Raw genomic sequence first — 24,590 nt, forward strand, 5'->3', positions numbered from 1 at the left:
CTTACCCGAAAGTAAGAAGTAATTTTAAAGCTATTATCGTTCCAACAGAACGATAATGAATTGACTGTGCTGATACCGAAGTATCAATTGGTCACTCAGTTCATTGAAATCTAATTTGATACCGAAGTATCTATTTGGATTATCATCAACGAGTGCCCACACAGATTGATAGGTTTATATTGTTAAAGAGCTTTCTTCTTTGTGACTCACATCACTTCGGAAGAGGCGGTCATTTTAGCGAGATAAAGTTTAGTGTCAACCACTTTTTTCAAACTTTTTTTCAAGCGTTTCGCTTGGCTAAGTGACCATGTCAACTTGGCTTTCGTTTCTTTCGAAGCTTTGCCGTGTCAACGAGGTGGCATTATAGAGATCGCCGTCACATTGGCAAGCCCTTTTTGCGGTTTTTTTTGATTTCTTTATCATTTGGGCATTTTATAGTCACAAACGCCTATTTCTTCAACTCTTCTTGGCAAAATCATGGCTATATTAGGCTTGAAACATCTATTCAGGAGCAAAAATGAGTTCATTACGCAGCTATAAAGGCATTGCCCCATCGATTGGTCAACGCGTCTATATAGATAGTAGTTCAGTTTTAGTTGGTGATATCACTATCGGCGATGATTCTAGTATTTGGCCGCTGGTCGCAGCTCGCGGAGATGTAAACCATATCGAGATCGGTGAGCGCACCAATATTCAAGATGGGTCAGTTTTACACGTCACCCACAAAAATGCGCAAAATCCATCCGGCTATCCGTTGATCATCGGTAATGATGTCACTGTCGGGCATAAAGTTATGCTGCACGGCTGTATTATCAAAGATCGCGTTTTAGTTGGTATGGGTACGATAGTGCTTGATGGTGCGGTAATAGAAGAAGAGGTGATGATTGGTGCAGGCAGTTTAGTTCCACCCGGAAAAAGATTAGAAACTGGTTTTCTCTATGTGGGTAGTCCAGTAAAACAAGCACGCCCATTAAAAGAAGAAGAACGTGCTTTTTTACTTAAATCTGCCAATAACTATGTACAGAATAAAGAAGACTACTTACATCAAGTTGAGAATATTACGCCTTAAGTTCAATTAAGCCTGCAACGTTGTACTCTTCCTCTTCTATTAACTGTTCAGCAAGCTCTTCGATTTCAAAGCGATTTTGTTCAAAAACCGCTAAGGCTTGTTGGGCAGTTGTCAGAGGCTCACTCGCCAGTGAACTCAAATACTCTAATGACACCACACATTCAATTAATGCTCCGGCTTGTTGAGCAGGAAACTTTACCCCGTTCAACCCATCATCCCAGTCTTGAATATCTGGGAATAGAATCGATTGATTCATTACATACCTTCTAAATTCTTGCGTAATTCGCGTAAGATTTGCTTTGTACCCGGCCTTAAACCTCGCCACAACATAAAACTTTCTGCGGCTTGGCCGACCAACATACCTAATCCGTCATATGCCTGAGCAACGCCTAGTTCTAGTGCCCATTGGTTAAACGCCGTCTTACCTTGTCCATACATCATGTCATAAGCAATGGTCGTTGGGGTAAAGATTGCTGGAGAGATATCCGGTAACTCGCCACTCAAACTAGCAGACGTTGAGTTAATCACTAGATCAAAACCGCTTAGTACTTGGTCCATCGCCACAGCTTGAATCGAGCCTAACTCGGTAAACATATTGGCAAGCTGCTCAGCTTTACTAAAGGTTCGATTGGTTATAACGATTTGCTGAGGCTTTAACTCTAATAATGGTTGAATGACACCTCGCGCCGCGCCACCCGCACCAATGATCAGAATACGTGCATCGGTCAGTGGTACTTGGTAGTTTTGCAAGTCCAGCACCAAACCTGCACCATCAGTGTTATCACCAATAATAATGCCATCATCAAGCTTCTTTAGGGTATTGACCGCTCCTGCTAACTCAGCACGGGCGGTAAGTCGATCAGCAAACTGATAGGCATCTTCTTTGAATGGCATCGTAATATTACAACCACGACCACCTTGGGCGAAAAACATCTCAGCGGCATGTTTAAAACCATCCACTGGTGCCAGTTCCGCAGTATAAGTCAAAGGCTGGCTAGTTTGGCGGGCAAACAGAGTGTGAATAAATGGCGATTTACTGTGTCCAATGGGATTACCAAAAACAGCGTAGCGATCAATTTGTTGTGTCATATCCTTATCACCAAAAACAAAATAGGGTCGACATTGACCCTATCATTATCTATATAAGGAGAAAAGCGTTACCACTCTCTTGGCTTGAGGTAATGCTCATAAAGTGCAGCCTCGGTAGAACCCGCTTCCGGCTGGTAGCCATATTCCCAGCGAGCCATTGGTGGCATTGACATCAAAATTGATTCGGTACGTCCACCACTTTGTAAGCCAAACAAGGTGCCACGGTCAAAGACGAGGTTAAATTCAACGTAGCGTCCACGACGATACAGCTGGAACTGTCTTTCTCGGACACCGTAAGAGGTCGTTTTACGACGCTCAACAATTGGCAAATAAGCTTGCGTGTAACCCTCTCCTACTGCTTTGATGTAGGCAAAACACTTTTCAAACTCCCACTGATTGAGATCATCGAAGAACAAGCCACCGATACCACGAGTCTCATTACGGTGTGGTAAATAAAAGTACTTATCACACCATGCCTTATGCTCGGCATAAATATCATCACCAAACGGTGCACAAATTTCTTTCGCCGTGTTGTGCCAATAAACACAATCTTCTTCAAATGGGTAAAAAGGTGTAAGGTCAAACCCACCGCCAAACCACCAAATAGGCGCTTCACCCTCTTTCTCAGCAATAAAGAAACGCACATTAGCATGGGATGTCGGCACATAAGGGTTATGAGGGTGCATAACCAAAGAGACTCCCATCGCTTCAAAACTACGCCCTGCCAACTCAGGTCGATGTGCGGTCGCTGATGCAGGCATCTCTTTTCCACTAACATGAGAAAAGTTCACCCCACCTTGTTCAAACACCGCGCCATTGGTCATCACACGAGTTCGACCACCACCAGCCAAACGTTCGCCAGGCTGACGTTGCCAAGCATCCTCTTCAAAGCTCGCTTTACCATCAGCGCTTTCTAACTGGGTACAAATTTGATCTTGCAGCGCCATTAAGAACTGTTTTACTGCGTGTTTATCAATTGAAGTTGGCATCTTGGCTTCCTTTGTTCTTATCCTTGTCTTAGCACTTTTAGCGTTTTTGCGTCACGAATTTCACTCGGTTTATCGCGACCGCTGGTTTCGCCACGCAAAATGGCAACTAACTGGTCACCAAGTTGCGATTCGACTTCTTCCGTCGTCATACACGGTGGCAAACCAGAAAGGTTGGCACTGGTAGAAGTCAGCGGTTTACCAAACGCTAGGCAGATTTTTTGTACCAATGGGTGAGCGGTCACTCGTACTGCGATCGAATCAAACTGACCCGAGACCCAATCAGAGACCTTATCACTTGCCGGCATAATCCAAGTATAAGGACCAGGCCAAGAAGCTTTCACCGTTTGCAATTGTTCTTCTGTCAGCTGTGATTCATCAATATAAGGCAATAACTGCTCATAGCTCGCCGCAATCAGAATCAATCCTTTTTCGACAGGACGCTGCTTTAAGGTCAATAGTTTTTCAATCGCTTGCGGGCTATCAGGATCACAGCCAACACCGAATACACCTTCGGTTGGATAGGCAATCACTTCACCTTGCTGCAATGCTCTCAGCGCTTGCTCAAAGTTATCCACTCAAGTTTCCTTTCTAATTTCGATACCGAAACGACGCAAAGCGAAGTGCAAAAAAAGCGTCTCCATCGTGTGCCTTGAAGCGAGCTTTTCCTGAGTTCATCACACTGCGACGTCTAGTTGGAATGGTATGTTAACATTTTTGTTCAGTTTACTAACAATCTGCCGCGCTGACTAAAGCAATTTTTTTATTAAATGTGTCAATTCGATTTTTACCTCGCGCAAACGTTTGCTTGAGCTAAAAATACTCGTATAATGCGCACAAATTAACTTGGTATTCCCCAGTAGCAGCTTGAAGGAGTGTGAGATGAAAGTCGGTATTATCATGGGTTCAAAATCGGATTGGCCAACCATGAAACTTGCAGCAGAAATGCTCGACACATTTGGCGTGAGCTATGAAACCAAAGTGGTTTCTGCGCACCGAACCCCTCAACTGCTAGCAGAATACGCCACCAGCGCAAAAGAGCGCGGCATCAAAGTCATTATCGCTGGCGCTGGCGGCGCCGCACACTTACCGGGCATGACGGCGGCCTTTACTAGCTTGCCAGTGTTGGGCGTACCGGTGCAATCTCGTGCACTAAAAGGCATGGATTCACTGCTATCAATCGTACAAATGCCAAAAGGCATTGCGGTCGGTACACTGGCGATTGGTGAAGCAGGCGCAGCCAACGCAGGTATTCTCGCGGCACAAATCATCGGTACTCATGATGAAGAAGTGATGGCGAAAGTAGAAGCTTTCCGTAACGAGCAAACCGAAACTGTACTAGCAAACTCAAACCCAGCAGAGGATTAATCCATGCACGTTTTGGTTTTAGGCTCAGGTCAGCTGGCGCGAATGATGTCACTGGCTGGTGCACCGCTGAATATCGAACTGTCGGCTTATGATGTCGGTAACGGCAATATTGTTCATCCATTAACGCAAACTGTACTTGGCAGCGGCTTAGACAACGCGATTGCCAGCGCCGATGTGATCACCGCTGAGTTTGAGCATATCCCGCATCATATTCTCGATCTGTGTGAACAAAGCGGCAAGTTTCTCCCTTCAACGGCCGCGATCAGAGCTGGCGGCGATCGCCGTATTGAAAAAGCACTCTTGGATAACGCTGGGGTACGTAACGCTAAGTATGCAGTGATTAACACTCGTGAAGATTTTACCCACGCAATTGAACATGTGGGTATTCCGATGGTGCTAAAGAGCGCACTTGGTGGCTACGACGGCAAAGGACAGTGGCGTTTAAAAGATGCCGCAGACATCGAGACTATCTGGCTGCAAATGGCAGATTGCATCGCAAGCAGCGATAACCAAGCCATTGTGGCTGAGCAGTTTGTGCCTTTCCAACGTGAAGTCTCATTAGTTGGTGCTCGTGGTAAAGATGGCTCGATTGCAGTCTACCCATTAGCTGAAAACGTTCACACCAATGGTGTATTGAGTCTTTCTACCGCTATCGCCGATCAAGCGCTGCAAGAACAAGCGCAACAAATGTTTACCGCAGTAGCAGACAGCTTAGATTACGTGGGTGTATTGGCACTGGAGTTTTTTGACCTTGATGGCCAGCTATTAGTCAATGAGATAGCTCCGCGAGTGCATAACTCAGGTCACTGGACCCAGCAAGGCGCAGAAACTTGCCAATTTGAAAACCACCTTCGTGCAGTCTGCGGTCTACCATTAGGTAGCACCAAACTGGTGCGTGAGACGGCAATGATCAACATCCTCGGTGAAGACACCTTACCAGCAGAACTACTATCAATGCCAGGCTGTCACATTCACTGGTATGGCAAGGAAAAACGTGCGGGTCGCAAGATGGGGCATATCAACGTTAGTGGTGACTACAGTGGTGAGCTGCAACGCAGACTCTTTGCCTTAGCGGATGTATTGGACAGTGAGGCATTTCCTGCTATCCATGATTTTGCTAAACAATTTTCAGCTTAACTGAACCTAGTCAGTATCTTATCAACATCTATTAAAAAGCGACGTTAAACCGTCGCTTTTTATATTTATCATAACGAAGCATCAGCCGTCTGTTTGAGTGTGCTGACATTTCCGGTCGGCACACTGCAATCTATTTCCGCTAGCGAGCTTCTTTTCCACTAACAGCGGAAAACCGCATGCCTGACATTTGCCAGCCACAGGTGGCTGATTAACGGCAAATTTGCACTTCGGATAGTTATCACAGGCGTAAAACAGCTTACCAAAGCGTGTTTTACGTTCAACTAGGTGACCTTTGCTGCACTCAGGGCAAGTAATCTGCGCATTCTGCTCTGGCTGTTCGTTGTGCTCCAGAGATTCAATGTGATGACACTCTGGGTAGTGACTACAGCCGATAAACATCCCGTAACGACCTTGGCGCAGCACCATTTCATTGCCACATTGTGGACAGGGCACACCAAGCTCTTTGATGATATGACCATCGTTTTGGTGCAGCGGTTTAATGTAGTCGCACTCCGGGTAGAGGCTACAACCTAAAAAGGGACCATGTTTACCGTGGCGCAAATGCAACTCGCCCTCACGCTGCTGTTCCTGACATTTAGGACAAGCTTGGTGTTCTAGGGCGTGCTCATGGGCAGAAAACAGTTGTTGGTCGATTTTACTACTCATATAAATAGGTGCGTTCTGCCTAAGTTAGTGAAGAATACCTTGTTCTTTGGTATACAACAGCTCTTCCATAAGCGTGTAGGCATTTTCATTGCCCGGCACATTAAATAGCACCATTAACACAATCCATTTGAGATCTTCGAGTTCAAACTCATCGGTCTCTAAACCCATCACTCGATCAATCACCATCTCACGAGTTTCTGTGGTCAGCACACTCACTTGCTCCAAGAACATCAAAAAGCCACGACACTCAAGATCTAAGCGGTCCATCTCACGCGCGGTGTAAATACGCGTCGACATTGCACCACTGACTGAGATCGCTGAATCAAGCTCACCTTGTTGCAAGGCTGCCAACTCTTCTAACCAGACAAGGGCTTTATAAATGTCTTTTTGATCAAAACCCGCTCGAAGCAATTCATCTTCAAGCTCATCTTGATTGACCTGTAACTCTGCATCGCTATGGATGTAAGTTTCAAATAGATACATAAGGATATCCATCATCATAGCTAGCCCCTCCCCTTTCGAATATAGCCACCGGAAACCGCAACAACATGCCCTAAGAGCTCGAGCTCTAACAGCTGCATCATGACCTCTTGCACAGGAATATTGGTCCTTTGTGCCAGAATATCAACTGGTGTTACTTCTTTGCCTACGTTAGCTAGAAGATCGGCAAATGGCAATTGTTCTTTCGCTTCTTTTTCAATCACGTCATCAGCGTCTAATCTAGCCTGATAATTATTAGACCACAGTAGCAGGTGCTCTATTTCATTTACGATGTCATCAACGGTTTGGATTAACGCAGCCCCTTGCTTGATCAACTGATTGCACCCCTTGGCTTGGGGCGTATGTATTGAGCCCGGCAAAGCAAACACGTCTCGTCCTTGCTCAGCAGCATAACGAGCAGTAATCAAAGAACCACTTCGCTCAGTTGCTTCCACCACCAAAACCCCCAATGACAAACCGCTGATAATACGATTACGACGGGGAAAATTGGCGCCTTTGGGCGAGATGTTGGGGTGAAACTCCGAAACCAACGCACCTTGTTGCTCAATTCGCATTGCCAATTGTTTATGCCGCGCCGGATAGATGGTATTGAGTCCGCAGCCTAATACCGCCACAGTTTGACCACCACCTTGCAGCGCACCATCGTGGGCATGACCATCGACACCCAGCGCTAAACCGCTAGTCACTATCAAACCCTGCTCCACCATGGCTCGCGCAAAATGCTTAGCGCTCTGCAAACCATCGATCGTAGCGTGGCGACTGCCGACGATCGCGATTTGTGGCGAACTCAAGCTGGTGAGTTCACCTTTGACAAATAATAGAGGGGGTGGCACTGGTACCTGCGCTAACAGTGGTGGATAACGTGGGTCATCAAGAGTAATGATATGGTGATGAGGCGCTTCATCTCGCCAGCGTAAGCACTGCTCAATATAGTCATGACTGGCTCGCTGAATAAAAGCGACTTGCGCGCTAGAAAGCCCTGCCGCTTGCAGTTGCGCGCCATCCCAACAGAGCAAATCATTCGGGCTCGCTTTAGCGAGCAATTTTTGTAACCCCTTCCCCCCTAATCTTGGCGTGAAATAGAGCGTTAACCAAGCTCGCAATGCTTGTTCAGTCACGACGCTCACTCCACTCTATCGGTAGCGCAATATCATCAGCCCGCACTTCTTGTAGTAAACGAGTGATCTGCAAACGCGACATCTTTTCCCCGCTCTCTTGCAACTCAGCCCATGCGACCACTTTTAGCTGGACGAATTCTGACTCATCTTGTGAGTAGCTTTGGGTTGGATGATAGATTCCCCAGCGAGTTTGGCTCTGCGCGCCAGTAATAAAGAGCCGATCTTGGTCAGTGATGTAATGCTTACCATGGTTAAGTCCAATCACCCGCGCAGCGTCTCGCAACTGTTGTGATGAGAGCACCAATGCCAAGCTATCGGCAGCCGACTCAGTTGGCAGCACTGTTTGATTTGCATCGAGAGGACGAATTTTGGGGATTAGTTTAACTGTCGTTTTAACCTCAGGCGCTTGCTGAGCATAGCTTGGGAGCTGCAAAAACAGTAGTGTAACCAGCAAAAGAAGCTTAGTGTATCGCCAATGCATAACCCACTCCTTGTATTGATTCGTTAATAAACCTGACAACAAAGGTGGTTACTTTATCGACAGAAAAGCACCTCAAAAAGCGTATTGATGCTGTCATTTGAGGTCTAAAATGTCTAGAATTGAGCCAACGAGGTAATCTCGATTCGGCACAAATCAATATTTCGAGTGAATATGTCTGTATTACAAGTATTAACATTCCCAGATGATCGCCTTCGCACTGTGGCTAAGCCAGTAGAAGCTGTGACTCCAGAAATTCAAAAAATCGTCGACGACATGATTGAAACCATGTACGACGAAGAAGGTATCGGTCTTGCTGCGACGCAAGTTGATGTTCACCAGCGTATCGTAGTTATCGATATTTCAGAAAACCGTAATGAGCCAATGGTGCTTATTAACCCTGAAATTCTAGAGAAACGCGGCGAAGATGGCATTGAAGAAGGGTGTCTTTCAGTTCCTGGTGCTCGCGCTCTTGTGCCACGCGCAGCAGAAGTGACCGTTAAAGCACTAAACCGCGACGGTGAAGAATACACTTTCGAAGCGGACGACCTACTGGCGATTTGTGTTCAACACGAACTGGATCACCTAGAAGGCAAGCTATTCGTTGATTACCTATCGCCACTAAAGCGTAAGCGTATTCAAGACAAGCTAGCGAAAATCAAACGCTTTAACGACAAGCAACGTTAAGTCGCGACAGAATTAGTAAGAAGGAAGGTACCTTGAGCAAGCCTTTACGTATTGTATTTGCAGGTACTCCGGACTTCGCCGCCCGTCATTTGGCGGCGTTGTTGTCTTCGGAGCACGAAGTTATTGCTGTCTACACACAGCCAGACCGCCCAGCAGGTCGCGGTAAGAAATTGACTGCGAGCGCGGTAAAACAGATCGCGGTTGAGCACAACATTCCGGTATACCAACCAGAAAACTTTAAGTCAGACGAAGCTAAGCAAGAATTAGCCGACCTTAATGCGGATCTAATGGTGGTAGTAGCATACGGCCTTCTACTACCTCAAGTAGTTCTAGATACGCCGAAATTGGGCTGTATCAATGTGCATGGTTCGATTCTTCCACGCTGGCGTGGCGCTGCACCTATCCAACGTTCAATTTGGGCGGGTGATACCGAAACAGGCGTAACCATTATGCAGATGGACATCGGTCTTGATACTGGTGATATGCTAAAAATCGCGACGCTACCAATCGAAGCAAGCGATACTAGCGCATCAATGTACGAAAAACTTGCTGAACTTGGTCCTGTTGCATTGGTTGATTGTTTAGCCGATATCGCAACAGGTAAAGCCGTACCAGTTAAGCAAGATGATGAGCTTGCGAACTACGCGAAAAAACTAAGCAAAGAAGAAGCGCGCATTGACTGGAATGACGACGCGGCGCACATTGAACGCTGTGTACGTGCTTTTAACCCATGGCCAATGAGCCACTTTGAAGTAGCGGAAAACAGCATCAAAGTATGGCAAAGCCGTGTCGCAGAGCAAAGTAGCAATAAACCTGCGGGTACGATTATCCAAGCGGATAAATCAGGTATCTATGTGGCAACAGGCAATGGCGTATTGGTACTAGAGCAACTGCAAGTACCAGGTAAAAAAGCCATGTCGGTTCAAGATATTCTGAACTCACGTGCGGCTTGGTTTGAAGTAGGCAGCCAACTGGCTTAATTCAAACCAAAACCAATGCGTAATCCGCGCAATGGTGACAATACCTGCCGAGCAACAGGTAGGTATATAAGAACTTTTTGAGGGCAGAGATGCCCTCCTTTACTTTAAGGTATTCAACATGAATGTTCGCGCTGCGGCAGCTAATGTCCTTTTCCAAGTTGTCGACAAAGGTCAATCACTCTCTAACGCCCTTCCTGCGGCTCAACAGCAGATTCGACCTCGTGACCATGCTCTATTACAAGAGATTTGCTACGGTGCGCTGCGTTACTTGCCTCGCTTAGAATCTATCGCCAATGAGTTGATGGACAAGCCGCTAAAAGGCAAACAACGTGTCTTCCACCACCTAATCCTTGTGGGTATTTACCAGCTGAGCTTTATGCGTATTCCTGCTCACGCAGCGGTTGGCGAAACCGTCGAGGGTACCAAAGATCTTAAAGGTCCGCGCCTACGTGGCTTAATCAATGCGGTATTACGTAACTACCAACGCAATCAAGAGCAATTGGATGAGCAAGCCGTTAGCCACAACGCAGGCAAATACGGTCACCCAAGTTGGTTACTGAAACTGCTGCAACAAGCGTATCCAGAGCAGTGGCAAAACATTGTTGAAGCCAACAACAGCAAAGCGCCAATGTGGCTACGTGTGAACCACCAGCACCATAGCCGTGATGAATACCAAGCGCTACTCGATAAAGAAGGCATCGAAACTAGCCTTCATCCACAAGCGGCTGACGCTCTGAAACTCGCTGCGCCTTGTGATGTCATTAAGCTGCCAGGTTTTGAAAAAGGCTGGGTATCGGTCCAAGATGCCGCGGCTCAGTTGTCACTTGATTACCTAACCCCGCAAGATGGTGAACTGATTCTAGATTGCTGCGCTGCACCAGGTGGTAAAACGGCACACATTCTTGAGCGCACCAAAGATGCACAAGTGGTCGCAATCGACTGTGATGACTCACGTCTAAAACGTGTGCACGACAACCTTAAGCGCCTTAACCTTCAAGCAGAAGTGATTTGTGGCGACGCGCGCAAACCACAAGATTGGTGGCACGGCGAACAGTTCGATCGCATTCTATTGGATGCACCATGTTCGGCAACCGGTGTCATTCGTCGTCACCCAGACATCAAGTGGCTACGTCGCGCTGACGACATCGACGCATTGGCTGAACTGCAAAGTGAAATCATTGATGCGATGTGGCAACAACTAAAACCAGGCGGAACCTTAGTTTACGCAACTTGCTCTATCACCCCGCAAGAGAACAAACTACAGGTGAAAGCTTTCCTTGAGCGCACTAAAGATGCACAGCTGCAAGGCTCAGAGAGCGACAACCCTGGTCGTCAAATCCTTCCAGGTGAAGACGATATGGATGGTTTCTACTACGCAGTAATGACCAAAAAAGCCTAGTTCTGTCATAAAAGTGAAACTTATTCTTTATAGGTTTCACTTTTATTTTCAAGGCATTGGAATACGAACTATACCTAGTAGGTAAGAGTTAATATATATTAACCACAATAGCCTTATGGGTATTTCAGTAACAAAATGAGATAAGAATATGAAGATCATCATTCTTGGCGCAGGTCAGGTTGGCGGTACTTTGGCAGAAAACCTTGTTGGTGAAAATAACGATATCACCATCGTCGATAAAGACAGTGACCGACTACGTGAACTGCAAGATAAATATGATTTACGTGTTGTAAATGGTCATGCAAGTCACCCAGATGTACTGCGCGAAGCAGGGGCGCAAGATGCCGATATGCTGGTCGCGGTGACCAACACTGATGAAACCAACATGGCGGCCTGCCAAGTAGCGTTTTCTCTGTTTAACACGCCCAATCGAATTGCTCGTATTCGTTCCCCTCAATACCTTGCTGAAAAAGAAGCGCTATTCCAATCTGGCGCAGTGCCCGTTGACCACCTTATCGCTCCTGAAGAACTCGTCACGAGTTACATTGAACGTCTGATCCAATATCCAGGCGCCCTGCAAGTAGTCAGCTTTGCTGAGCAAAAAGTTAGCTTAGTTGCGGTTAAAGCCTACTATGGCGGTCCATTAGTGGGTAATGCACTCTCCGCTCTGCGTGAGCACATGCCGCACATTGATACCCGTGTTGCTGCGATTTTCCGTCAAGGTCGTCCTATTCGTCCGCAAGGCACCACCATTATTGAAGCAGACGATGAAGTTTTCTTCGTTGCAGCAAGCAACCACATTCGCTCCGTAATGAGTGAACTGCAACGCCTCGAAAAACCATACCGTCGCATCATGATTGTCGGGGGTGGTAACATCGGAGCCAGCTTAGCTAGACGCCTTGAACAAAACTACAGCGTTAAGCTGATTGAGCGTAATTACCAGCGCGCTGAACGTCTCTCAGAAGAGCTGGAAAACACCATTGTATTCTGTGGTGACGCCGCAGACCAAGAGCTACTGACCGAAGAAAACATCGACCAAGTGGATGTATTCATTGCCCTGACTAACGAAGATGAAACCAACATCATGTCAGCCATGCTTGCCAAACGTATGGGTGCGAAGAAGGTAATGGTACTGATCCAACGCGGTGCTTACGTCGACTTGGTACAGGGTGGCGTCATCGATGTCGCAATCTCACCGCAGCAAGCCACCATCTCTGCCCTACTCACTCACGTGCGTCGTGCTGATATTGTTAACGTATCTTCACTGCGCCGCGGCGCTGCAGAAGCAATCGAAGCGATTGCCCACGGTGATGAGAGCACCTCGAAAGTGGTCGGTCGCGCGATTGGCGATATTAAACTGCCACCAGGCACCACCATTGGTGCGATTGTGCGTGGTGAAGAAGTACTGATTGCCCACGATAGAACGGTTATCGAACAAGATGACCACGTCGTAATGTTCTTGGTCGATAAGAAGTATGTCCCTGATGTAGAGACACTCTTCCAGCCGAGTCCGTTCTTCCTCTAAGGCGCTGTTCAACATGGTTAATTTTCGTCCCGTACTGTTCGTGATAGGGTTAGTACTGTCTAAACTCGCCCTATTTATGTACGTACCCACCTTAGTGGCATTTTTCTCTGGCACCTCGGGTTTCATCGAGTTTGGTCAATCGGTCTTGATCACGCACGTGGTGGCTTTTTTCTGCTTAACCATAGGTCGCACCGCGACCTTTAAACTCAGCGTGCGCGATATGTTCCTCATCACCAGTTTGGTGTGGACCATTGCCAGTGCATTTGCAGCGCTGCCGTTTGTGTTTATCAACCACATTAGCTTTACTGACGCCTACTTTGAGACCATGTCGGGCATCACCACTACCGGCTCAACCGTGTTAAGTGGCTTAGATAGCATGGCGCCGAGTATTTTATTGTGGCGCTCTATCTTGCAATGGCTTGGTGGTATTGGCTTTATCGTAATGGCAGTAGCCATCCTACCGATGCTTAACGTCGGTGGTATGAAATTATTCCAAACCGAGTCTTCCGATTGGTCAGATAAAAGTAGCCCACGCGCAAAAACCGTCGCGAAAAACATCGTCTTGGTTTATGTAACGCTAACCGGTTTGTGCATGCTTGGTTTCTTACTGTCCGGCATGGACCTGTTTGAAGCAATCAACCACTCATTCACTACGCTATCCACCGGTGGTTACTCCACCTCTGATGGCTCAATGAACCACTTTTCCCACGGTGCACATTGGAACGCAACGCTATTCATGTTCCTTGGTGGTCTGCCTTTCTTACTGTTTGTCTCTGCCCTTACCAAACGCAAGCCGAGCATTCTACTGAAAGACGCTCAAGTGCGTGGCTTTACTTACTTAGTATTGGCAACAGGCGTGGTGATCAGCACATGGCTGGTGATTCGCAATGATTACACCGTGCTGGATGCGGTACGCGTTTCGCTGTTCAACATCATTTCTGTGGTGACGACGACCGGTTTTGGCTTAGAAGATTTTACCGCCTGGGGCGCACTGCCTGGCACACTGTTTTTCTTCTTACTGATGGTGGGGGCGTGTTCGGGCTCAACCTCTGGCGGGATGAAAATCTTCCGCTTCCAGATCGCAATGACGCTACTGAACAAACAGATCATGAAACTGATTCACCCATCAGGGGTGTTTATTCAGCGCTACAACCATCGTCCGGTTAATGATGATATTGTGCGCTCAGTTGTCGCCTTCTGTTTGACCTATTTCATTACCATCATTGTTGTGGCTGGCAGCTTAAGTGCTTTAGGGCTCGATCCGGTGACCAGTATTTCTGGCTCTATCACCGCAGTAGCAAACGTCGGTCCTGGTATGGGTACCGTTATCGGACCAACCGGCAACTTCTCTTCGCTACCGGATACCGCCAAATGGATTTTAAGTTTTGGTATGTTGATGGGCCGCTTGGAGATCCTCACCATTTTGGTGTTGTTCTTCCCTGCCTTCTGGAAACGTTAACTTGTCAGCCAGTCTCACACTGGCTGAACAAAGTAATAAATAGCAAAGAAATGACAAGCGCATCCTGCTAAAACAAAGCCATGCCAGATGGCATGATTGTAAGGGATGCGTTTCGCCACATAGAAAATCACCCCTAGCGAATAAATCAGTCCACCTACCGCTAACAGCGTTAAGCCTTCCCAAGCTAAATTCATCGCCAACTGGTAGATCACCACTAACGATAGCCAGCCCATCATCAAATAGGTCACCAGAGAGAGTCGCTTAAAGCGATAAACAAAGACCAGTTTCATAATGATGCCGACCAAAGCGATCGACCAAATCACGATCATCAAACCAATCGCCAGTGGTGTGCGCAGGCTGACTAACAAAAATGGGGTATAACTGCCCGCTATCAGCAGATAGATCGCACAGTGGTCAAAAGTCTTAAGCGCTCGCTTGGCTTTACGGTACGGAATCGCATGATAAAGAGTGGAAGCAAGAAACAGCACAATAATACTGCCCCCATAAATGCTCATACTGGTGATAGTCAACGCATCGGCATGATGGTCGATGGCTTTGATCAATAGCAATACCAGACCAACAATACCTAGCACCATGCCGATAGCATGAGTAATGGTATTGGCGATCTCTTCTTTGACGCTATAAGCCGCATTTTGATTATCGTCGGACATAACTATCGCTCGGGATTGGCTGCAACACGAATCCCGAGTATGGCACATTTAGCTTACACGTGTAAGCCCAAAGTGGTTGTAGTTTGTTATGGTTTCGCTAGCAAGTGACGTCAAGATACTCCAGCACTTGTTGACCCGCCGCTTTAGGCTCAGTGGTCAATGGGATAGTCAATTCACGTTTTAGCTGACCAACCCCCAGCAGAGATGCCAGCATGCCGCGCGCGCCCTCTCGATGTCTATCGACCTCAAACCACAGTTTCAGTTGTTGATCTTCACGATAGGCTACCAACTCCAGCTCACGCCAACGCCCATGGTAAGGGCCGGTAGTGGGTACAAATTCAAACTCTTGTACGAAGGGCATAGCAAAACCATCAACCGCTTCACACTCAACCTGACGCAGACGCATTCCTTGCGCTTCTAACGCACTCAAAATACCATCCATGAGAGGGTCAGGGCGTACGGTAAGAATATCTTTATCAGTTGGGTCTTTGGCTAGCGCGATATCGAGACCGGTATCAAGCCACACTTTAGAGTCACCAATGGTAATTGGCGTATTCCACGGCACATCCAGTTCCACATCAAAGTCACGCGTTTCACCTGGATGAATAGTAAAGGCATAAGGCAAGTTCCACTCCGCTAACACATAGCTTTGTGGTGCGCGGCGTTTGTTAGTGGTTTCATGTTGCGCTTTATCGGGATTAACCGGAACTTCTTTAATATAACGACAGCATAGCTTTAACTCGATGTTGTCGATGGCTTGCTCTGTAGCACCGCCATAGACATGAATCGTCACATTAACCTTCTGCCCCGGATAGAGCACTTCTTGTTGCAGGACTGAATCAACTTGGGCAGAACCAATACCAAAACTGGCAAGGGTTTTCTTAAAAAACGACATCAAACTCCTCCTTGATACACAACGAAGCCAAACTCTTTAAGTATACTATTTAGTGAGTTTGTCTCATAGATAGCCCAAAAACTAGGCATGTGAGTGAACTCTTCACACCATCGCATATTATTCACTAAGCGACCACCACTGCGAGCGGCTTTTCAATGATTTAGCGCACATACTGAACCGCAACCCAACTAAAAACCCCAAAAATTATAGTGACATACACTGCTTAAAAAGCGATCAGATATCGACCAAACTGTTACGTAATGCTAACCTATTAGTGATATGTTGTTCATATCATAATCCCTCTTCAATCATTTGGATTGGCGTAGGCCAGAAAGAGCCAAACTTCAGCAATGAAGCTCAACTCATGATTGATTAGGCCATAACATTGGCAATGGATGTGCCTGACAGTTAGGTAATTAGATGCGCCCAACAACAGTCAGGTTTTCGCACACAAACCGTAGTGCAATGCGTCGTCGCAGTGGTTTTACCAAAGCGTTTGTCGCACCAAAACTTACGCCGACAATGACTTTGGTAGAGAAGCAAACGATTTTGGTTGCGACTCCGAACGAAGAAATTAAAGCGGCATAATGAAAAAGCGCAGACTCCTGCGCTTTTTTCTTATCTATCCTTCTCTGGAACAATATTGTCGATTGCTATCTACCGCATGGATTTGTTACCTTTGACCGAAAATCATTATAAATATTGTGGAGAAAGTTAATGAATTGCCATCGCATCGAAGAGTTGCTCGAACTTATTGGCCCTGAGTGGCAAAAAGACCAAGAACTCAACCTACTGCAGTTTATCGTTAAGCTAGCAAAAGAAGCTGGCTACAAAGGCGAACTTGCAGATTTGACCGATGATGTGCTGATTTACCATCTTAAAATGCGTAACAGCGCGAAAGATGAAATGATCCCAGGCCTTAAAAAAGACCAAGAAGATGATTTCAAAACCGCGATTCTTAAAGCGCGTGGCATCATCAAATAAAGTCAAAGTCTCAATCTCTTCAAGCAGCCAATGGCTGCTTTTTTATTACCTGCTAGTTAAATCCTCTATTAATCCAGTGATTTAATAAGGATAATTATTGTTAAAGGTTGATAGTGTTAAAGAAATGGATTTGTTATTAACTGTATACTTTCTCTTCTAATGAAAATTAGCCCTAAAATTAAAATAGCAATGTCTCAAGTATTCAGTGCCTAGCTAACACTCTAACTCTACATTTTGTTAGGCCTCGCTGAACTACTGCACCATTCAACTAGAGCGCTACATAAGAAACTGCGCCATTGAAAGCCTAGAGGAAGCGTAATGAGTCAAGATAAGATTGACGTAAAGGATGTGACGCCCAAAACTTTTAACCCCAAAGCCCACAAAGAGCAAGGCGATCGCTTTAACCCCAATAACCGCATTTACGTGCGCGAGAGCAAAGGTACGTTTCAAAAACTGCGTCGTTATGGTGGCTGGTTCTTACTCCTGTTGTTTGGCTTAATTCCATGGTTACCCTTTGGTGAACGCCAAGCAATCTTGCTCGACATTGGTAAGCAACAATTCAATTTCTTTGGCACCACGCTTTATCCGCAAGATTTAACCCTACTCGCGACCCTATTTGTGATTGCTGCCTTTGGGCTGTTCTTTATCACCACCTTCCTAGGACGGGTATGGTGTGGCTATCTCTGCCCACAAACCGTCTGGACTTTTATCTATATCTGGTTTGAAGAAAAACTCGAGGGCAGTGCCAATAAGCGCCGTAAGCAAGACTCCGGTAAACTCACGCCTCAACTTATGTGGCGCAAAGGAGTAAAGCACTTAGCTTGGATTGCAGTGGCCTTAATTACCGGACTGACCTTTGTCGGTTACTTTGTGCCGATTCGTGAATTAGTGGTGAACTTTTTTAGCTTCAACGCGGGTTTTTGGCCGGTGTTTTGGGTGCTATTTTTTGCCGCTTGTACCTATGCTAACGCCGGTTGGATGCGTTCAATTGTCTGCATCCACATGTGCCCTTATGCACGCTTCCAGTCAGCGATGTTCGATAAAGATACCTTTATCGTAGGTTACGATACCAAGCGAGGTGAAAGCCGCGGACCTCGTTCACGCAAAGCCGATCCGCAAGCACTGGGACTCGGTGACTGTATCGACTGTAACTTGTGCGTTCAGGTATGTCCGACCGGAATCGACATTCGTGACGGGTTGCAATATGAATGCATCAACTGTGGTGCATGTATTGATGCCTGTGACCAAACCATGGATCGTATGGGATATGAGAAAGGTCTAATTAACTACACCACCGAACATCGCCTATCAGGGCATAAAACTAAGGTGATGCGTCCAAAACTGCTGGGTTATGGCGCAGTATTACTGGTGATTATCGGTCTGTTCTTTGCGCAAATTGCCACGGTTGAACCCGTTGGCATGAACGTTTTGCGTGATCGCAACCAACTCTATCGTGAAAACGGTGCTGGCGAAATTGAAAACACCTATACCTTAAAAATCATCAACAAAACCCAGCAAGCTCAGCAATATAAACTCAGTGTAACCGGCTTAGATGATGTCTCTTGGTATGGCAAACAGACCATTCAAGTCGCACCTGGTGAAGTACTGACTCTGCCAATGAGCTTGGGCGTCAACCCTGAAAATCTCAACTCTCCTGTTTCAACAATTCAGTTTATACTGTCTGACAGTGAACAGTTTACCGTGACGGTAGAAAGTAGGTTCCTCAAGAACTTATAAGCCGACTTAACCCAATAAGGATACGGAAAGGGCTCAGTAATGAGCCCTTTATTTCTATGTCAGAAACAGCATTTAACTTTGAAGCGCTCACCCCTGATTTCATGTGGTACGCCCTCGAAAGTATCGGCGTGCGCGCAGAGTCCGGTTTTCTTGCCCTCAACAGTTACGAAAACCGCGTTTATCAATTTACCGACGAAGAGCGTGTGCGTTATGTGGTGAAGTTCTACCGTCCTGAACGTTGGACGCGTGAACAGATCCAAGAAGAACACGATTTCACCTTGGAGTTGATTGACTCTGAAATTCCAGTTGCGCCGCCATGCAAAATCAATGGCCACACACTGCATGAATATCAGGGTTACCTTTTTGCTCTGTTTGCCAGCGTCGGTGGTCGTCAATTTGAAGTCGATAACCTAGAGCAGCTTGAAGGGGTTGGTCGTTTCTTAGGTCGTATCCATAAAGTCGGCGCACGTCAGCCTTTTATTCATCGACCGACGATCAGCTTGCAAGAGTATCTCTACCAACCAAGAGAGATCTTACAGCAATCGCCGTTTATTCCGATGCATCTCGAAAATGCCTTCTTCAACGACTTAGATATGTTGATTGGTCAATTAGAGCAACATTGGCAACAACCAAGTCAAATCTTACGCTTACATGGCGATTGCCACCCAGGTAATATCCTCTGGCGTGATGGTCCGATGTTTGTCGACTTAGATGACTCACGCAATGGCCCTGCGGTACAAGATCTGTGGATGCTACTCAATGGTGACCGCGCGGATAAATTGATGCAGCTCGACATTATTTTAGAGGCTTACCAAGAATTTAGTGACTTCAACATGAGTGAATTGAAACTAATTGAGCCATTGCGCGGTCTACGTATGGTGCACTATATGGCATGGTTAGCAAAAAGATGGCAGGATCCAGCCTTCCCAATTGCCTTTCCTTGGTTTGATGATCCAAAGTATTGGGAAAGTCAGGTGTTGGCGTTCAAGGAACAAATTTCAGTGCTCAACGAGCCACCACTATCACTGATGCCACAATGGTAAAATAAGCAAATACATGGAGAACATAATGAAAAAGCTGTTTGCACTATTTACAACTTTAATACTGAGCTTCTCAGTTCAGGCAGCTAAGTTTACCGAGGGCGAGTACTACAAAGTGCTAGACCTTGAGCCAGCGAAAAAGCCAATGGTGACTGAGTTTTTCTCATTCTACTGCCCACACTGTAATACCTTTGACCCAATCATTCGCCAGTTGAAAGCGCAACTTCCTGAAGGCGTTAAACTGCAAAAGAACCACGTATCATTTATGGGTGGATCAATGGGTCTACCAATGAGCAAAGCTTTCGCGACGATGATCGTGCTGAAAGTGGAAGACAAAATGGCGCCAATCATGTTTAACCGCATCCACAACATGCGTAAAGCACCGAAAAATGAAGCTGAAATTCGTCAAATCTTCCTTGATGAAGGTATCGATGCGAAGAAATTCGATGCTGCTTACAACGGTTTCGCCGTAGATTCGATGGTGCGTCGTATGGACAAACAGTTCAATGACAGCGGTCTAGCGGGTGTTCCAGCGGTTATCGTTAACAACAAGTACCTAGTAGAAGCGGGCTCAATCACCAGCATCGACGAGTACTTCGCGCTAGTTAACTACCTACTAACGCTAAAATAATTAACCAAAAAGGAGCTACGGCTCCTTTTTTAATCCCGCTGGCAATTCACTTTGCTCGCCTGACGGCTGGGATTGTGGCGACGCCGACTGGTAGATACTGGCTAGCTTGGCATCTTTACGCTGCCACACCTGTCCCAACCAAAGCTGAAACTGGCGTTTGTACTTCTTATCGTTAAAGTAATCACCGCTAACCTGCTCATCCATCGGCAGCAGCGCCACATCAACCACAATCCGCTTCATTCGCCCCATCAGCATATCTTTAAACGGCTGCTCAGTATTATCAGGATAAGCCAACGTTACATCGATAATCTGATCAAACTGCTCTCCCATTGCAGCTAACGTGTAGGCAATACCACCGGATTTGGGTTGCAATAGATGCTGATAGCCGGCTTTACTCTTGGCGTGTTTCTGCTCGGTAAAGCGAGTGCCCTCAACGTAGTTCACCACTGTGGTAGGAATATGTTTGAATTTAGCGCAAGAACGGCGCGTGGTGTGCAAGTCCTGACCGCGCTTTTCTGGATTACGCAGTAGATATTCACGTGAGTAGCGGCGCATAAATGGCATATCCAACGCCCAGCACGCCATACCGATGAAAGGCACGTAAAGCAACTGCTGCTTAAGAAAGAATTTCGGCATTGGAATACTGTCTTTAAATACGTAACACAGTACCACGATATCAGTCCAACTGCGGTGGTTAGAGAACATCAAATACCACGCATCCTGGCTTAATCCCTTTACGCCTTTGATATCCCACTCGACATCATTTGTTGCTCGCAAGATCACACCATTGATGGTCGCCCATAACCACATCACTCGATTTGCACTATAGGTTATCCAGCACCTGACGGTTTTTATTGGCACTATCAACTTAAATATCGCGAGCAAACAGATGATTAGCGACATCACAGCCGAGTTGAAAATGACCAACGATACATTGATGAAAAATAATAGATACGCCAACATAAGAAATCAGGTTAAAATTCGCGCCGAATAAAAAATGATATGCAATTATACTAACCCGCTCAAAGTTTGAAATATCTAACCAATTGGTCAGATTTGTTGTTTTGACAACGACGAGGTTTTCTTCTCAACTTCACTTCACACTATAGTGGGACAATTGCTGAGATAATCGAGGAATCATGAACGTTAAATATTCTCTAGTGGCATTAGCACTTATGAGTGGCTCTGCATGGGCACAACTTGCTGACACAGCAGGCTTCGCTGGTGAGATCTCACTAAGCACAGGTTTCTACTCAGTTGAGTCAAACCTAAATACGCACGACGATAACAAAGACCTAAAAGATCCAACATTAAGTCAAACCAATGATGCGGTAAGTGGCGGTCTACTGCTACCACTAGGTAACCTATCTTACACTTTCGGTAATAACCTAAATCAACAGTTTTACATGGGTACCTCACGTGAAGATATCGCCACTGGTACACTTGCATTCGAGATGGGTTACAAATACCAACTAGCATCAGGCATGATCATCGACGCGTCGATTCTGCCAACCATTATGTCTGGTGAAGTATGGGCAGACCCATACAAAGCGACAGATCGCCAAACCACCGATGAAGATGGCAACGCATACCGCCTAAAACTAGAAAATATTGCCGGCAGTAAGTTCTCTGTGGATATGGCTTACGCGACCAAAGACGTTGAAAGTGAACGCTCTGGTTTTGCATCTGCAGACCCACAAGTAATTGCAAATCGAGACGCATTACGTCGCGATGCTGACACGTTCTTCTTCAGAACGGATTACAAGTACATGGTTGACCAGACCACAATGCTTAAGCCACGCCTATCATTCATCAAATCAGATGCGGATGGTGATGCTAACTCATTTAAAGGCTACGGTGTGGAACTGAGCTACTTCAAGTTCCTAGGTCGTCATCAATTTGCACTAACAGCTGGTTTTGATACTCGTGATTACGATGCGAACAATCCAGTATTTAACCAAACTCGTGAAGACGATGAAATGAGCCTATTCGCGGCTTACGAATACGCTAACGTAATGGACTGGCAAGATTGGTCATTCATCTCATTTGCTGGCTTTAACAGCTCAGATTCAAACATCGATTTCTACGATAAGAATGAGCTGATCATGTCTGTGGGTATGAACTACCAGTTCTAATCTGCGCAGCTAACTGATTTACATAGTTAATGACGGTTTGTGAAACCCACCTTTTGGTGGGTTTTTTATTATTCACAATAATGACTGTCGTTACACCGCTTGAGCATGAAGATGTTTCAACAAGCGATCCATCGCACGGTAACCTAAAGCTTCGGCAAGGTGTTGGCGAGCAATATGTTCTTCACCAGCCAAGTCAGCAATGGTGCGCGCGACTTTAATGATGCGATGATAAGCTCGAACCGATAGACCAAGTCGATGCAGAGCTTGCTCTAAAAATTGCGCATCACTTTTATCTAAACGGCAATCTCGCTCAATCTCTCTACTCGCCAGCAGCGCATTCGCTTTACCGCCACGCGCAAACATCACCTCACGCGCCTGCAACACGCGCCACTTAACTTCTGAAGTGGTTTCTCCTCGCTCACCGCCAGCCGCTAATGTCCCTTTGGGCAAGGCTGGGATTTCAATCGACATATCAAAGCGATCAAGCAATGGTCCAGAAAGACGACTCAGATAACGCAGCGCCGCTTGGCTGTTACCTTGCGGTTTGCTGGCATCATAGTGACCAGACGGACTGGGATTAAGCGCCCCGATTAGTTGAAAACGGGCGGGAAAACGGGTTTTACCCTGTGCGCGCGAGATAATGATCTCGCCTGATTCAAGCGGCTCGCGCAGCGCATCCAGCACTTTGCGCTCAAACTCAGGCATCTCGTCAAGAAACAGCAAGCCATTGTGGGCTAGAGAGATCTCACCCGGCCTGGGCACTGAACCACCGCCCACCAACGCCGCCATTGAGCTGGAATGATGCGGAGCTCGAAACGGTCGCTGCTTCCAGTTGTATTGATTAATTTCTTGTTGAGTCAATGACGCGACCGAGGCTGACTCCATCGCTTCTTGATTGGACATCTCAGGTAATAAGTCACTTAACCGAGAAGCCAGCATGGTTTTTCCGGTACCGGGAGGACCGAGAAACAACAAATTATGATGACCTGCCGCCGCGATTTCTAACGCACGCTTACCCTGCTGCTGACCGATAATATCTTGCAAATCGCGAGTTAAACTTGGCATTTCGACCGATGCTGGCGTTTGGTGCAGTGCCAGCTTTTGCTGACCACAGAGATCTGCGCACACCTCGAGGAGGCTTTGTGCTGATTTATGTATCTCTTTCCCCACTAGCGCTGCTTGGTCGCCATTGGCGTGCGGTACCACTAAGCTCCGCCCGTGATTTTGCACCGTTAAGGCTGCAGGCAACACACCTTTGACCGCCCGAAGTTCGCCTGACAGCGCCAGCTCTCCGACAAACTCTTGGTTTTTGAGTGCTTGTAACGGAATTTGCTGTGAAGCCGCCAAAATACCCAGTGCTATCGGCAAATCAAACCGACCGCCCTCTTTGGGTAGATCCGCCGGCGCTAAATTTACCGTGATACGTTTGGCAGGAAATTCAAAGCGCGAATTGAGGATCGCACTGCGCACCCGATCGCGGGATTCTTTCACCGTGGTTTCCGGCAAACCGACCAAAGCAAACCCCGGCATACCGTTACTGATGTGCACTTCCACCGTCACCAGCGGGGCTTCAACCCCCACCGATGCTCGGCTATAAACCACCGCTAATCCCATACTTTTCCTTATTTACTCAGCTAATTAAATCGCTTATTTTTATAGCGCCATTGTTATATAGCGTGGTGAGTTGCTGAGAGAATGTGAAAAAAGAATGACTTTTTGCTTGTCAATTAACGGAAATATGTGATACCACTAGTGGTGCAAATTTAGACGTATCATATTACGCAAACACAACAGTAAAGAATTAATAATGAACTTGAACGCCCGCTTACATTCTCTGATCGCCCTGATTATCGTGGTCATTATCGGATCGCGCGGGGTCTAGTGGGCGAAACAAAGCCAAGAATTAGATAAACCCCCGCACTGAAAAGTCCGGGGGTTTTTTTACAATTATTTCGAATATTTTTTATGCAGTGCAGATAACAATTTAAAAACTAACAAGTACTTAGCTCGTAGGACTTCGAGCAGGTAGTGACAG

26 protein-coding genes are annotated in these 24,590 nt (G+C 46.5%); 14 read left to right on the forward strand and 12 right to left on the reverse strand.

Features of this window, described 5'->3' with window-relative positions:
• Positions 1 to 517 precede the first annotated feature (517 nt).
• On the forward strand, positions 518 to 1,069 hold the full coding sequence (locus IRQ95_RS12690) for a gamma carbonic anhydrase family protein (protein ID WP_194437283.1): 552 nt from the start codon (positions 518 to 520) through the stop codon (positions 1,067 to 1,069).
• On the opposite strand, the gene IRQ95_RS12695 is transcribed toward IRQ95_RS12690, so the two are convergent.
• The 4 genes from IRQ95_RS12695 to tsaC all read right to left on the reverse strand — a co-directional run bounded on the left by IRQ95_RS12695 (position 1,059) and on the right by tsaC (position 3,722).
• A complete protein-coding gene (locus IRQ95_RS12695) occupies positions 1,059 to 1,325 on the reverse strand; it encodes a DUF1488 family protein (RefSeq protein ID WP_194437284.1) in 267 nt (88 codons plus the stop codon). The two genes, IRQ95_RS12690 and IRQ95_RS12695, sit on opposite strands and share 11 nt — an antisense overlap.
• Positions 1,325 to 2,158 (reverse strand): shikimate dehydrogenase, encoded by an 834-nt coding sequence (gene aroE, locus IRQ95_RS12700; RefSeq protein WP_194437285.1) that lies wholly within the window; start codon positions 2,156 to 2,158, stop codon positions 1,325 to 1,327. Before aroE ends, IRQ95_RS12695 begins: the two co-directional genes overlap by 1 nt.
• A 68-nt stretch (positions 2,159 to 2,226) precedes the next feature.
• Complete coding sequence (gene hemF, locus IRQ95_RS12705) at positions 2,227 to 3,147, reverse strand: oxygen-dependent coproporphyrinogen oxidase (RefSeq protein WP_194437286.1); 921 nt, start codon at positions 3,145 to 3,147, stop codon at positions 2,227 to 2,229.
• Between the two features lie 17 nt (positions 3,148 to 3,164).
• Positions 3,165 to 3,722: an L-threonylcarbamoyladenylate synthase type 1 TsaC gene (gene tsaC, locus IRQ95_RS12710; RefSeq protein ID WP_194437287.1), complete on the reverse strand. Its 558-nt coding sequence runs from the start codon at positions 3,720 to 3,722 to the stop codon at positions 3,165 to 3,167.
• Between the two features lie 304 nt (positions 3,723 to 4,026).
• On the opposite strand from tsaC, the gene purE reads away from it, so the two are divergent.
• Together purE and IRQ95_RS12720 are read left to right on the forward strand one after the other, a co-directional pair.
• Entirely contained in the window at positions 4,027 to 4,512 is a 486-nt protein-coding gene (purE, locus tag IRQ95_RS12715) for a 5-(carboxyamino)imidazole ribonucleotide mutase (RefSeq protein WP_194437288.1), read from the forward strand.
• Positions 4,513 to 4,515: 3 nt separating this feature from the next.
• Positions 4,516 to 5,649, forward strand: a complete 1,134-nt coding sequence (locus IRQ95_RS12720; protein WP_194437289.1) for a 5-(carboxyamino)imidazole ribonucleotide synthase — start codon at positions 4,516 to 4,518, stop codon at positions 5,647 to 5,649.
• An 81-nt stretch (positions 5,650 to 5,730) separates the two neighbouring features.
• On the opposite strand, the gene IRQ95_RS12725 is transcribed toward IRQ95_RS12720, so the two are convergent.
• Genes IRQ95_RS12725 through IRQ95_RS12740 form a run of 4 tightly spaced genes read right to left on the reverse strand, consistent with a single transcriptional unit; the run spans position 5,731 to position 8,415 of the window.
• Positions 5,731 to 6,315: a DNA topoisomerase family protein gene (locus IRQ95_RS12725; protein ID WP_194437290.1), complete on the reverse strand. Its 585-nt coding sequence runs from the start codon at positions 6,313 to 6,315 to the stop codon at positions 5,731 to 5,733.
• A 24-nt stretch (positions 6,316 to 6,339) separates the two neighbouring features.
• Positions 6,340 to 6,816, reverse strand: a complete 477-nt coding sequence (locus IRQ95_RS12730; RefSeq protein WP_284438308.1) for a DUF494 family protein — start codon at positions 6,814 to 6,816, stop codon at positions 6,340 to 6,342.
• Between the two features lie 2 nt (positions 6,817 to 6,818).
• The gene (gene dprA / locus IRQ95_RS12735; protein ID WP_194437291.1) at positions 6,819 to 7,934 is read right to left on the reverse strand and encodes a DNA-processing protein DprA; all 1,116 of its coding nucleotides are present in this window, start codon (positions 7,932 to 7,934) and stop codon (positions 6,819 to 6,821) included.
• Complete coding sequence (locus IRQ95_RS12740) at positions 7,927 to 8,415, reverse strand: hypothetical protein (protein ID WP_194437292.1); 489 nt, start codon at positions 8,413 to 8,415, stop codon at positions 7,927 to 7,929. Before IRQ95_RS12740 ends, dprA begins: the two co-directional genes overlap by 8 nt.
• A gap of 171 nt (positions 8,416 to 8,586) precedes the next feature.
• Between IRQ95_RS12740 and def the strand changes: the two genes are divergently transcribed.
• The 5 genes from def to IRQ95_RS12765 all read left to right on the forward strand — a co-directional run bounded on the left by def (position 8,587) and on the right by IRQ95_RS12765 (position 14,462).
• Entirely contained in the window at positions 8,587 to 9,099 is a 513-nt protein-coding gene (gene def / locus IRQ95_RS12745) for a peptide deformylase (RefSeq protein WP_075648189.1), read from the forward strand.
• A 32-nt stretch (positions 9,100 to 9,131) separates the two neighbouring features.
• Positions 9,132 to 10,079, forward strand: a complete 948-nt coding sequence (gene fmt, locus IRQ95_RS12750) for a methionyl-tRNA formyltransferase (protein WP_194437293.1) — start codon at positions 9,132 to 9,134, stop codon at positions 10,077 to 10,079.
• A 118-nt stretch (positions 10,080 to 10,197) separates the two neighbouring features.
• Entirely contained in the window at positions 10,198 to 11,478 is a 1,281-nt protein-coding gene (gene rsmB, locus IRQ95_RS12755; protein ID WP_194437294.1) for a 16S rRNA (cytosine(967)-C(5))-methyltransferase RsmB, read from the forward strand.
• A 148-nt stretch (positions 11,479 to 11,626) separates the two neighbouring features.
• The gene (trkA, locus tag IRQ95_RS12760; RefSeq protein ID WP_194437295.1) at positions 11,627 to 13,003 is read left to right on the forward strand and encodes a Trk system potassium transporter TrkA; all 1,377 of its coding nucleotides are present in this window, start codon (positions 11,627 to 11,629) and stop codon (positions 13,001 to 13,003) included.
• A gap of 13 nt (positions 13,004 to 13,016) precedes the next feature.
• A complete protein-coding gene (locus IRQ95_RS12765) occupies positions 13,017 to 14,462 on the forward strand; it encodes a TrkH family potassium uptake protein (RefSeq protein WP_194437296.1) in 1,446 nt (481 codons plus the stop codon).
• Positions 14,463 to 14,476: 14 nt separating this feature from the next.
• Here the strand turns inward: IRQ95_RS12765 and trhA are convergent, their stop codons facing one another.
• Together trhA and IRQ95_RS12775 are read right to left on the reverse strand one after the other, a co-directional pair.
• Entirely contained in the window at positions 14,477 to 15,133 is a 657-nt protein-coding gene (gene trhA / locus IRQ95_RS12770; RefSeq protein WP_194437297.1) for a PAQR family membrane homeostasis protein TrhA, read from the reverse strand.
• A gap of 97 nt (positions 15,134 to 15,230) precedes the next feature.
• Positions 15,231 to 16,028: a sporulation protein gene (locus tag IRQ95_RS12775; RefSeq protein ID WP_194437298.1), complete on the reverse strand. Its 798-nt coding sequence runs from the start codon at positions 16,026 to 16,028 to the stop codon at positions 15,231 to 15,233.
• 420 nt (positions 16,029 to 16,448) lie between these two features.
• Here IRQ95_RS12775 and IRQ95_RS12780 point away from each other — a divergent pair, with 420 nt between their 5' ends.
• The 5 genes from IRQ95_RS12780 (at position 16,449) to IRQ95_RS12800 (ending at position 20,420) form a co-directional block, all read left to right on the forward strand.
• Positions 16,449 to 16,616, forward strand: a complete 168-nt coding sequence (locus IRQ95_RS12780) for a hypothetical protein (protein WP_167521311.1) — start codon at positions 16,449 to 16,451, stop codon at positions 16,614 to 16,616.
• Positions 16,617 to 16,745: 129 nt separating this feature from the next.
• Positions 16,746 to 17,012: a YihD family protein gene (locus tag IRQ95_RS12785; RefSeq protein WP_194437299.1), complete on the forward strand. Its 267-nt coding sequence runs from the start codon at positions 16,746 to 16,748 to the stop codon at positions 17,010 to 17,012.
• Between the two features lie 318 nt (positions 17,013 to 17,330).
• Positions 17,331 to 18,749 carry a cytochrome c oxidase accessory protein CcoG gene (ccoG, locus tag IRQ95_RS12790; RefSeq protein ID WP_194437300.1) on the forward strand — a complete coding sequence of 473 codons (1,419 nt, stop codon included), beginning with the start codon at positions 17,331 to 17,333 and terminating at the stop codon, positions 18,747 to 18,749.
• 56 nt (positions 18,750 to 18,805) lie between these two features.
• Complete coding sequence (locus IRQ95_RS12795) at positions 18,806 to 19,792, forward strand: serine/threonine protein kinase (RefSeq protein ID WP_194437301.1); 987 nt, start codon at positions 18,806 to 18,808, stop codon at positions 19,790 to 19,792.
• Positions 19,793 to 19,817: 25 nt separating this feature from the next.
• The gene (locus tag IRQ95_RS12800) at positions 19,818 to 20,420 is read left to right on the forward strand and encodes a thiol:disulfide interchange protein DsbA/DsbL (RefSeq protein WP_194437302.1); all 603 of its coding nucleotides are present in this window, start codon (positions 19,818 to 19,820) and stop codon (positions 20,418 to 20,420) included.
• A 15-nt stretch (positions 20,421 to 20,435) separates the two neighbouring features.
• On the opposite strand, the gene yihG is transcribed toward IRQ95_RS12800, so the two are convergent.
• Positions 20,436 to 21,383, reverse strand: a complete 948-nt coding sequence (gene yihG / locus IRQ95_RS12805; protein WP_194437303.1) for a 1-acylglycerol-3-phosphate O-acyltransferase, YihG family — start codon at positions 21,381 to 21,383, stop codon at positions 20,436 to 20,438.
• Positions 21,384 to 21,559: 176 nt separating this feature from the next.
• On the opposite strand from yihG, the gene IRQ95_RS12810 reads away from it, so the two are divergent.
• On the forward strand, positions 21,560 to 22,555 hold the full coding sequence (locus tag IRQ95_RS12810) for a DUF2860 domain-containing protein (protein ID WP_194437304.1): 996 nt from the start codon (positions 21,560 to 21,562) through the stop codon (positions 22,553 to 22,555).
• Between the two features lie 90 nt (positions 22,556 to 22,645).
• On the opposite strand, the gene IRQ95_RS12815 is transcribed toward IRQ95_RS12810, so the two are convergent.
• Positions 22,646 to 24,169, reverse strand: a complete 1,524-nt coding sequence (locus tag IRQ95_RS12815; RefSeq protein WP_194437305.1) for a YifB family Mg chelatase-like AAA ATPase — start codon at positions 24,167 to 24,169, stop codon at positions 22,646 to 22,648.
• Between the last annotated feature and the right edge of the window lie 421 nt (positions 24,170 to 24,590).

The organism is Vibrio fluminensis (assembly GCF_015278125.1).
GTDB classification, from domain to species: domain Bacteria; phylum Pseudomonadota; class Gammaproteobacteria; order Enterobacterales; family Vibrionaceae; genus Vibrio; species Vibrio fluminensis.